The organism is Pseudomonas sp. NPDC087346, assembly GCF_044744235.1.
GTDB lineage: Bacteria > Pseudomonadota > Gammaproteobacteria > Pseudomonadales > Pseudomonadaceae > Aquipseudomonas.
On sequence record NZ_JBIUXX010000008.1, the window covers coordinates 165,213 to 175,626 of the forward strand.

The following is a 10,414-nucleotide window of genomic DNA, read 5'->3' on the forward strand; positions in this document are numbered from 1 at the left end:
GTTTCAACAATGAAACAGGCTTCAAGGGCCATCGCGAGTCAGGGACGGTACAAAGCTCTGGAACGGGGGTTTGCGCGGTAGTGTTTCAAAGGCTTAACAAGTCGCATGACAAAGCGATGCAGGGCGTTCAGACGGGGACTTTGCGCATAGGCGAGTGTTTCAGGAATGGACACTTTGCCGCTGAAACAGCGGCTGGATACGACTTATCAGGCGGTTAATGTGCCAATAAGCGAGCAACTGCAGCAAAGGCTTGCGCCTGCCGTTCGTCCCAGTTGCCCTGAATGATTTGCAGTGGCTGGCCGTGCTGCTCCAGCCAATCTCGGGTTGCCTGATAAAACCCCAGGCGCTCGCTCAGTTGTGGCTGGCAGCGCTGGCCGTCGTCGGTCCAGTCGATCTGCTCCGGCGACAATAAAAGGTGCAGATCGTAATGCCGCGCCAGCAACTCGGGCTCCAGCCAGTTCGGGCAGTCGCCGAACAGGGTCTGGCTCCACAGCATATTGCTCAGCAGATGGGTGTCGAGAATCAGCAATGCAGGCTGTTGCGCTCGCGCCTGATCTTCCCATTGCAGTTGGCCACGGGCGATCTCCGGGATGTCGGCCAGGCAGGTATCACGAGGATTCTGCTCGATGAACCAGCGCACATATTCGTCGACTCGCAGGCCGCCAAACTGTTGCTGAAGACCTGCCGCCAGCCAGCTCTTGCCCGTGGATTCCGGGCCGGTGAGGACAACGACTTTCATCGCTGCAACGCCGGATCAGCACGCCACTCACGCCAGCCTTGCACTGCAATCAGGGTGAACAGGGCATACAAGGCCGCCGTCAGGTACAGGCCCTTATAAAGGAACAGGCCGACAAAAATTACATCGAGTACGAACCAGAGCGCCCAGCACTGCAAACGCTTTTGCGCCATCCACAGTTGTGCGACAAGGCTGAAAGCGGTCAATGCGGCGTCGAGCCACGGCTGTGCGGCATCGGTCCAGTGCGCCATGGCTGCACCAAGCAGCAGACTGCCGAGGGCGCCGGCCGACAGGCCAAGCAAGATAGAGCGGCGGTCGAGATGGCTGACTTCGCGTCCGTCATGCATCGTCCCGGCTCGCGTCCATTGCCACCAGCCGTAGACTTGCAATGCGGCATAGATCACTTGCAACAACATGTCCGAGTAGAGCTTCACTTCAAAGAAGATCCAGCTGTACAGCAACACCATGACCAGCCCGATCGGCCAGCACCACGGATTCTGTTTGACGGTCAGCCAGACGGCGATCACACCGAGAGCGGCGGCAAACAGTTCAAGCCCGGACATGGAGGCTCCTTGGCGGAGTGAAAGAAGAGGGCGCGGATTGTACCCAAAAACGTGTAGGAGTGAGCCTGCTCGCGATAGCGACATGTCAGTCGAGATATCTCTGACTGATACACCGCTATCGCGAGCAGGCTCACTCCCACAGGGATTTGTGATTAGACGCGGAACTGGCGCAGCAAGCCGTTCAGTTGTTCGCTCAGTTGTCCGAGGCGCACGCTCGCCGCGCTCGACTGTTCGGCCGCAATTGCGGTGCTGTGCGACAGGCCCGCTGCCTGGGTGACGTTCTGGTTGATGTCCTCGACCACGTGCGCCTGTTGCAGCGTGGCGCTGGCAATCGAGGCATTCAGCCCGTTGAGATTACGCAGCGCCTGGCCAATGGCATTCAGGCTGGCACCGGCCAGCCCGGCCTGTTCGATGGTCAGTTGCGAAGCCTTGCTGCTGTCGCCGATGACCTTCACGGCAGCCTCGGAATGATTTTGCAGGCGCTCGATCATCGACTGGATCTCTGCTGTCGACTTCTGTGTGCGTTGCGCAAGCAAGCGCACTTCATCAGCCACCACAGCAAAACCACGACCCTGTTCACCGGCTCGCGCCGCCTCGATGGCGGCATTGAGCGCCAACAGGTTGGTCTGCTCGGCAATCGAGCGGATCACTTCCAGCACGCTACCGATCTGCGTGCTTTCAGAGGCCAGGGTGCGAATCACTTCCACAGCCTGATCGATGGTGCCGGAGAGCTTGTCGATTTGTTGCAGGCTGCCGTCGATATTGATCTGGCCCTGTTGTGCCTGTGCTTCGGCATCACGCATTTCGTTGGCAGCGTGCTCGGCGTTTTTCGCCACGTCCTGCACGCCGTAGGTCACCTCGTTGATCGCGGTGGCCACCAGTTCCATTTGCTGCGATTGCTGCTGGCTGCGCTGCTGAGCCTGGGCGGCATCATTGCCCAGTTCGCTGGACGACTGACCGAGTGCGCTTGCCGACACCTGCAACTCGCCGATGACCCGGCGCAATTTGGCGGTGAAGGCGTTGAAGTGATGAGCCAATTGCGTAACTTCATCCTGACCATGTGTATCGAGGCTGCGGGTCAGATCGCTTTCGCCGCTGGCGATATTGGCCATGGCGTTCACGCTTTCCTGCAATGGACGCACGATGCTGCGGGCAATCAGGATCACCAGCAACGCCATGATCACGGCAATCACCAGACCGATCACCGAGGCCTTGATCACCTGGCCCTGAAACTCATTCTGCACGTCGTCTATATAGACACCCGAACCGAGCACCCAGCCCCATGGCTCGAACAGTTTGACGTAGGAAGTCTTCGCCACCGGCTCGCTTGCGCCGGGTTTCGGCCAGCGGTAATCGACCATGCCGGCGCCCTTGGCCTTGGCGATGGCGACCATCTCGTTGAACACCGCAAAACCGTCCGGGTCACGAATCGCCGAGAGGTTCTGGCCCTCAAGCTTGGGATTGGTCGGGTGCATGACCATCACGGGCGTGAGGTCGTTGATCCAGAAGTAATCGCTCTGGTCATAGCGCAAGCCGCGAATGGCGGTCAGGGCCTGTTTCTGCGCGGCCTCTTTGCTCAATGTCCCCGCAGTTTCCAGGTCGTGGTAATAGGTCAACAGGCCGCTGGCGGTCTGTACCACATGCTGGGTTTTCTGGGCCTTGGCATGGTAGAGATCGTCGTGGATCTGCCTGAGCATCAACACGCCCAAGGTCAACAACATGACCACCGCCACAATCAAGATGAGCCACAAGCGTCGGCTGATCGACACACTGCGCAAGCTGTTCATAACGCTGTCACTCCGGATTCTTTTTCTTGTAATAAATCATCGCCAGCATCCAACCACGTTTCGCCGGTCGGGCATACGCGACGCAAGTCGTAGAACGCGGCAGCGCTATTACGGCTTGTCTGATAGGATTTCGGCCCCGCGCGTGAAAACCTGAATCCAAGTTGATATTTCACGGAATTTTGACTGTTTCGTGTAGATCCTGTGCGCGCGGAATGTCAGCTACATTGATCGCAGTGAACGCTAAAAAATACTATCGGGGCATGCCGGTGCGCATCGCTCTTTGGGGGATTGATGGATCTTTGGACCGCCTTGCAGGCAGTGATTCTAGGAGTTGTAGAAGGGCTGACGGAGTTTTTGCCCATTTCCAGTACCGGACACCAGATCATTGTTGCGGACTTGCTCGGCTTTGGTGGCGAGCGGGCCATGGCGTTCAACATCATCATCCAGCTCGGCGCGATTCTCGCGGTGGTCTGGGAGTTTCGTCGCAAGATTCTTGACGTGGTCATTGGCCTGCCGACCCAGCCAAGTGCGCGGCGCTTCACCGCCAATCTGCTGATCGCCTTTCTGCCAGCGGTGGTGTTGGGGGTGATATTTGCCGACCTGATTCACCAATACCTGTTCAACCCGATTGTCGTGGCCACGGCGCTGGTGGTGGGTGGTCTGATCATGTTGTGGGCCGAGCGTCGGCAGCATGAAGTGCATGCCGAAACAGTTGACGAGATCACCTGGAAGGATGCACTGAAAGTCGGCTTCGCCCAATGTCTGGCGATGATTCCGGGTACCTCGCGTTCCGGCTCGACGATCATCGGCGGGTTGCTGTTCGGCCTGTCGCGCAAGACCGCGACCGAGTTCTCGTTCTTCCTGGCCATGCCGACCATGGTCGGTGCAGCGGTGTACTCGGGCTATAAATACCGGCACATTTTCGTCCCTGCGGATTTCCCGGTGTTCGCCATCGGCTTCGTCACGGCATTTATCTTCGCGATGATTGCCGTGCGTGGCTTGCTCAAGTTCATCGCCAGCCACAGTTACGCAGCGTTTGCCTGGTACCGGATTGTCTTCGGTCTGGTGATTCTGGCGACGTGGCAGTTCGGTTGGGTTGACTGGTCGGCGGCCAAACCATGAGTGACTCCCGCGCACGTCGCCCTGATGGGCGCCCGTCTGGCGGCAGCATTCAGCATCTGAAACTCAAGTTGCTGGTGTTGGCGCTAGTGTGTGCGTTGCCGTTGTCCGGTTCGCTGTCGATGTGGCTGCGCGGAATCTCGCTGGTACCGCTGGCGGCTTACGGCATCGTCAGCGTGCTGGCGTTCTTTCTATATTGGGCCGACAAGCGCAAGGCCCGCGCCGATGCCTGGCGTACACCGGAGAACGTCCTGCACGCGGTGGAACTGGCCGGTGGCTGGCCGGGGGCGTTGATTGCCCAGCAAGTGTTCCGGCACAAGACGCGTAAGGTTTCGTATCAGATCCTGTTTTGGGTGATCGTGGCGCTGCATCAAGTGTTCTGGATCGACCAGCTATTCCTCGGTTCGAACCTGCTGACCCTGTTCTAAAACACCCTTGTAGGAGCTGCGGAACGCTGCGATCTTTTGATCTTGTTTTTTAAAAGCCAAAGTCAATAGATCGCAGCGTTCCGCAGCTCCTACGGGGATTTAGAGCAGCAGGCCGATTTGGGTTTTCTTGGGGAGTTTGCTGACCACCAGTTGATGCGAGCGCTGTAGCAAACCCTGTAACTCCTCGGCGCCCAGCGGGTATGGCGGGTGCATGATGATCCATTGCGCCCGGGCCAGATACGGCGCCGGATGAATGCCGGGACGGTCGCAATGCCCGAGAAACAGGTCCTTGTCGACCTTGAACGCCAGTGAATCCCCGCGCAGTCCCTGCAAGGCAAACATCTTGTTGCCGGCAATCGAAAACACCCGAACGCCGCCCCATTTGTAATCTTCCCGAGCACCGGGCAGTGCCAGGCAAAACGCGGCGACGTCCGCTTCGCTCATCTTTCCCTTTTTCATAACAGCCGCTCCCCACAGGCATTGAACGATTCGACCAGATGATCGATCCAGGCGCGCACCGCCGGCATCACGCCGCGTCGATGCGGATACACCGCTTGCAGCCAGCCACCGGGCAGCGACCAATCTGGCAGCAATTGCACCAGCGTGCCGTTCGCCAGTTCCGCTTCGCAATACATCATCGGCAACAGGGTGAAGCCCTGACCGGCCAGCACGCAGGCCTTGCGCACGATAAAGTCGTCGATGCCCAGCCGCGCTTCCATGCTCAGTTCGAAGCTTTCGCCCTGTTGATCCAGCAAGCGCAGATGCACCAGACGATCAGGTTCCAGCGCACCCAGTACCGGGAAGTTTTTCAGATCCTGCGGGTGGCTTATGGATTGGCCCTGCATGAACGTCGGGCTCGCCACCACGACCATTTGCGCCTGACGCAGACGCCGAGTCACCAGCAACGGATCTTCATCTCCCAATTCACGCACGCGCAGGGCGACGTCGAAACCTTCGGCGACCAGATCCACGCGGCGATTGACCAGCACCATTTCAAGTTGCACCTGCGGAAATTTGCCGAGAAATTCACTGATGACCCACGGCAACATTTCATGGGCCAGCCCGGTCGGGCACGACACCCGCAAACGACCGCGAGGTTCGCTCGACATGCTGGCGACGGCTTCATCGGCCATTTCCGCTTCGAGCAGCATCGCCTGACAGTGACGCAGATAACGTTCGCCGACTGCCGTCAGTTTCAATTGGCGGGTGGTGCGTTGCAGTAGACGTGCGCCGAGGCGCTCTTCCAGTTCGGCGATACGCCGAGACAAGCGTGACTTGGGAATGCCCAGCAAGCGGCCGGCAGCAGCGAATCCGCCGGCCTCGACCACTTTGGCGAAATAGTAGAGATCGTTGAGATCTTGCATGGAATCAACCGTTGTTCTATCAGTGGGACGAACTATCGCATTGCAGGCGACTAATCAGCTATTGGTTTCGTAGGTAGGATTGTCTCCATTCCGTCGCCACCGGCGATTCTTTCCAGGAGATTCCAAATGAAACTACTGCACATCGATTCGAGCATTCTGGGCGACAACTCGGCTTCCCGTCAGTTGAGCAGCGAAGTCGTCAAAGCCTGGCAAGTGGCCGAACCAACTGCCGTCGTGACTTACCGCGACCTGGCCGCTGATGCCATCAGCCACTTCTCGTCCACTACTCTGGTTGCTGCCGGCACCACCGCTGAACTGCGCAACGCAGCGCAACAGCACGAAGCCGAGCTGAGCGCTTCGACCCTGGCTGAATTCATCGCCGCCGACGCCGTGGTTATCGCCGCGCCAATGTACAACTTCACCGTACCGACCCAGCTCAAGGCATGGATCGACCGCGTTGCTGTTGCCGGCCAGACTTTCCGTTACACCGAAGCCGGCCCTGAAGGCCTGTGCGGTGGCAAAAAAGTAGTGATCGTTTCCACTTCCGGTGGCATCCACGCCGGTCAGGCAAGCGGTATCGCTCACGAAGAGTATCTGAAGCTGGTATTGGGCTTCCTCGGCATCACCGATATCGAAATCGTTCGCGCCGAAGGTCTGGCTTACGGTGACGAAGTGCGCAACAACGCCATGGGCGCCGCGCACACCCGCATCAGCGAAGAACTGTTCGCCGCAGCGTAAGACTTGCGTAAAGACCAGCTCTCGTTCAGGTAACACCTCAAAAAACTCTGTATTCTGGTTCCGCAAGGGCCAGACGCGGAGTTTTTTGTTTCTGACTGTTGCATAATCTGGCCCGGGTTATGCAGTCAAACGATCAACGTCTGAGTGCACCGCCGCGCCGGATCACCGAACCACGGGGTTTCGGGCGTCGGAACACAACGGATCTTTCGATTGAGTAACACCAGGGTGGAGCATCCCATGATGCGTCTTTGTGCAACGTTACTGATTTGCCTGCTCGGCAGCCTGAATTCAGTGCACGCCGCTCCAGGGCAGCACCCTGTCTGGAGCGTCGGCTATCACGAAATGACGTTCCTCGATCCGCTGGATCTGCAACCGATGCGCGCCATCGCGTTCTATCCCTCCAGCGACCGCGAGCACTCCAGCCTGCTTGAGGGCTACACGGTCGAAGCCGGCGAAGACACCAAAGTCGCCATCGGCCGCTTTCCGATGCTGATGCTCTCCCACGGCAACACCGGCACGCCCCTGGCGCTGCACGATCTCGCCACTTCACTGGCTCGCAAGGGCTTTGTGGTGGTCGCGGTGATCCATCCCGGCGACAACTCCAAAGACCACAGCCGTCTCGGTACGTTGAGCAATCTTTACGGGCGGCCGATCCAGATTTCCGAAGCGATCACCGCGACGCTTGGCGACCGCATGCTTTCTCCTTTTGTAAATGCTGATCAGGTCGGCGTGATCGGTTATTCGGCGGGCGGTGAGACGGCGTTGATCCTCTCGGGCGCACAGCCGGATCTGGATCGCCTGCGCCGCTACTGCCAGGAGCGTCCCGACGACCGCGATGCCTGCAACACCCAAGGCGAGCTGATCGTCGACCGCGATGACTTGCAACCCGTTGCCGACCCGCGTGTGCATGCCTTGTTGCTGATGGCGCCGCTGAGCTTGAAATTCGGCCGTCACACTTTGGCCGACGTGCATGTGCCTGTGCTGCTTTATAGCGGCGACGGCGACAAACTGGTGGCCTTCGACAAGAACGCTGCGGCACTGGCGCGCAAGTTGCCGACCGCACCGGACTTCAAGTTACTGGCCGGGGCAGGGCACTTCGTGTTCATGGCACCGTGCAACGAGGAGCAGATCCGCGCGATGCCGGCGCTGTGTACCGATGCTGATGGCGTAGATCGCGAGGACATTCACCGCAATCTGATCTCCGAAGCCGGGCGGTTCTTCTCACATGCGCTGGGCAAGCCGACGCGTGCAGGCATGCAGACCGCCGATCAATAATCTTCAAGTCACTACAAAACCCTGTGGGAGTGAGCCTGCTCGCGATGACGGTTCCACATTCACAATCTTTGTTGAATGACAGACCGCTATCGCGAGCAGGCTCGCTCCCACAGGTTTTGTGTCAATCTTTTAAGCCATCGCCCGGCGCTTGAGCAGCAGGGTTAATCCCAGCCCCGTCACCGACAACAGCGCCGCACAGAAGAAGATCCACGAATACCCCAGATTCAACGCCACCGCGCCCATCAATGGCCCGGCAATCGCCAGCGCCAGATCGAAGAACACCGCATAAGCACTCAACCCGGCGCCACGGCTGGAACTTGGCACCTGCTTGATCGCTTCAACGCCCAACGCCGGATACACCAGCGACAATCCGAACCCGGCCAGTCCCGCGCCGATCAACGCAAAAGCGGTCGAAGGCGCTAGCCACAGCAGGGCCAATCCCACGGTTTCGATGGTCATGCAGGCGATGGCTGAAGTGAAACCACCGAACCGCGCAATGGCGGAGATAAACAGCAGCCGCGACAGAATGAAACACACGCCAAACACCGTCAGGCAGTACGCCGCACCAGTCCAGCCACGATTCAGGTAATAAAGAGTGATGAACGTGGTCAGCGTGCCGTAACCGATGGACGCCAGGCTCAGGCTCGCACCGAACGGCGCAATCCGCCCAAACACCGCCCAGAATGGCAGCCGCTCGCCGCGCACAACCGGTACCGAAGGCTTATTGCGGATCAGCAACAGTGCGCCGGCGGCCAGCACCGACAAGGCAATGCCGAGACTGGCGAAGCCGTAGTCCGCGACCATCACTACGCCAAGCGGCGCGCCAATCGCGATGGCGCCATAGGACGCAATGCCGTTCCAGCCGATGGAGCGCGCAGTGTGTTCTGCACCCACCTGGCCCATGCACCAACTGATAGTGCCGACCCCGATCAGGCCTTGCGCAATGCCCAGCAACAAACGGCCAGCGATCAGGATCGACAGACTCAGCAACGGATAATCTTGCAGCAACGTCGAAATCAGCGTCAGCAACCCACTGAGCACAATCCCCGACAAGCCAAGGACAATCGCCCGTTTGGTGCCGACGTTGTCCGACATGCGCCCGGCCATTGGCCGACTGAGCAGGGTGGCAAGGTATTGCGAACCGATGGTCAGCCCGGCAATCACTGCACTGAAGCCCAGTTGTTCATGGACATAGCCCGGCAACACCGCAATCGGCAAACCGATGCAGAGGAAGGCGACAAACGTATAGAAAACGATGGAGACGATCTGCAGGGTGATCGCCATGGAGCTTTGCGGGGGCAGTTGCTGCGCAGACATGAGAACTCGTTCGCGGGCGGCGGTAGGAGAGTCGGCATCATGGCGTGGGCGTGAAATAAAAGGAAGCAGGCTAACGATTAAAGCCTGAAGATCAAAAGATCGCTGCCTCGTTTCACTCGTGAGCTCCTACAGGTATCTCGCGCTGCCCTTGTAGGAGCTGCCGAAGGCTGCGATCTTTTGACTTTGAAAACAAAAAGCCCCGTCACAAAGGACGGGGCTTTCAATTACCGCAAACTGCTACTTAGAACACCACACCCTGACTACGCAGGTAATCATCGTAGGTGCCGCTGAAGTCAGTCACGCCATCCGGGGTCAGCTCGATGATGCGAGTGGCCAGGGACGATACGAACTCACGGTCATGGCTGACGAAGATCAGCGTGCCCGGATAGTTTTCCAGCGCCAGGTTCAGCGCTTCGATGGATTCCATGTCCAAGTGGTTGGTCGGTTCGTCCATGATCAGCACGTTCGGCTTTTGCAGGATCAGCTTGCCGAACAGCATGCGACCTTGCTCACCACCGGAGATGACCTTGACCGACTTGAGGATCTCGTCGTTGGAGAACAGCATCCGGCCCAGAGTGCCGCGAATCATCTGTTCGCCCTGAGTCCACTGACCCATCCAGTCGAACAGGGTGACGTCGTCTTCGAAGTCGTGCGCGTGGTCCTGAGCGTAGTAGCCCAGCTCGGCCGCATCGGTCCACTTGATGGTGCCGGCGTCCGGGGTCAGTTCGTTGACCAGGGTGCGCAGCAGAGTGGTTTTACCGATACCGTTCGGGCCGATGATCGCTACGCGCTCGCCGGCTTCAACCTGGAAGCTGAAGTCCTTGAACAACGGCTTGCCGTCGAAACCTTTGGCCATTTTTTCGACCATGACAGCCTGGCGGTGCAGCTTCTTGTTCTGATCGAAGCGGATGAACGGGCTCACACGGCTCGAAGGCTTGACCTCGGCCAGCTGGATCTTGTCGATCGCCTTGGCGCGGGAAGTGGCCTGCTTGGCTTTCGAGGCGTTGGCCGAGAAGCGGCTGACGAACGATTGCAGCTCGGTAATCTGCGCTTTCTTCTTGGCGTTGTCCGACAGCAGTTGCTCGCG

11 protein-coding genes are annotated in these 10,414 nt (G+C 58.8%); 4 read left to right on the forward strand and 7 right to left on the reverse strand.

The features are described 5' to 3' along the window. Positions 1 to 214: 214 nt before the first annotated feature. From ACIOZM_RS07480 to ACIOZM_RS07490, 3 genes are all read right to left on the reverse strand, one after another. Positions 215 to 739, reverse strand: a complete 525-nt coding sequence (locus tag ACIOZM_RS07480; protein WP_401211381.1) for an AAA family ATPase — start codon at positions 737 to 739, stop codon at positions 215 to 217. Continuing rightward, on the reverse strand, positions 736 to 1,299 hold the full coding sequence (pnuC, locus tag ACIOZM_RS07485; RefSeq protein WP_401211384.1) for a nicotinamide riboside transporter PnuC: 564 nt from the start codon (positions 1,297 to 1,299) through the stop codon (positions 736 to 738). The genes ACIOZM_RS07480 and pnuC overlap by 4 nt, the downstream gene beginning before the upstream one ends. Positions 1,300 to 1,451: 152 nt before the next feature. Next, positions 1,452 to 3,086: a methyl-accepting chemotaxis protein gene (locus ACIOZM_RS07490; RefSeq protein ID WP_401211387.1), complete on the reverse strand. Its 1,635-nt coding sequence runs from the start codon at positions 3,084 to 3,086 to the stop codon at positions 1,452 to 1,454. 291 nt (positions 3,087 to 3,377) lie between these two features. Between ACIOZM_RS07490 and ACIOZM_RS07495 the strand changes: the two genes are divergently transcribed. Beyond that, a complete protein-coding gene (locus ACIOZM_RS07495) occupies positions 3,378 to 4,208 on the forward strand; it encodes an undecaprenyl-diphosphate phosphatase (RefSeq protein ID WP_401211390.1) in 831 nt (276 codons plus the stop codon). After that, a complete protein-coding gene (locus ACIOZM_RS07500; protein ID WP_401211393.1) occupies positions 4,205 to 4,633 on the forward strand; it encodes a DUF1294 domain-containing protein in 429 nt (142 codons plus the stop codon). Before ACIOZM_RS07495 ends, ACIOZM_RS07500 begins: the two co-directional genes overlap by 4 nt. A gap of 99 nt (positions 4,634 to 4,732) precedes the next feature. Here ACIOZM_RS07500 and ACIOZM_RS07505 read toward each other — a convergent pair whose 3' ends face one another. Further along, positions 4,733 to 5,092 carry an MmcQ/YjbR family DNA-binding protein gene (locus ACIOZM_RS07505; protein ID WP_283436563.1) on the reverse strand — a complete coding sequence of 120 codons (360 nt, stop codon included), beginning with the start codon at positions 5,090 to 5,092 and terminating at the stop codon, positions 4,733 to 4,735. Further along, positions 5,089 to 5,997: a LysR substrate-binding domain-containing protein gene (locus tag ACIOZM_RS07510; protein WP_401211396.1), complete on the reverse strand. Its 909-nt coding sequence runs from the start codon at positions 5,995 to 5,997 to the stop codon at positions 5,089 to 5,091. Before ACIOZM_RS07510 ends, ACIOZM_RS07505 begins: the two co-directional genes overlap by 4 nt. Before the next feature lie 126 nt (positions 5,998 to 6,123). Between ACIOZM_RS07510 and ACIOZM_RS07515 the strand changes: the two genes are divergently transcribed. Together ACIOZM_RS07515 and ACIOZM_RS07520 are read left to right on the forward strand one after the other, a co-directional pair. Then, on the forward strand, positions 6,124 to 6,735 hold the full coding sequence (locus tag ACIOZM_RS07515; RefSeq protein ID WP_401211399.1) for an FMN-dependent NADH-azoreductase: 612 nt from the start codon (positions 6,124 to 6,126) through the stop codon (positions 6,733 to 6,735). 237 nt (positions 6,736 to 6,972) lie between these two features. Further along, positions 6,973 to 8,010, forward strand: coding sequence for an alpha/beta hydrolase family protein (locus ACIOZM_RS07520; RefSeq protein ID WP_401211402.1), 1,038 nt, complete (start codon positions 6,973 to 6,975; stop codon positions 8,008 to 8,010). A gap of 129 nt (positions 8,011 to 8,139) precedes the next feature. Here ACIOZM_RS07520 and ACIOZM_RS07525 read toward each other — a convergent pair whose 3' ends face one another. After that, entirely contained in the window at positions 8,140 to 9,327 is a 1,188-nt protein-coding gene (locus ACIOZM_RS07525; protein WP_401211404.1) for an MFS transporter, read from the reverse strand. A 241-nt stretch (positions 9,328 to 9,568) separates the two neighbouring features. Next, a partial coding sequence (locus ACIOZM_RS07530; protein ID WP_401211406.1) for an ATP-binding cassette domain-containing protein occupies positions 9,569 to 10,414 on the reverse strand: 846 nt, incomplete at its 5' end.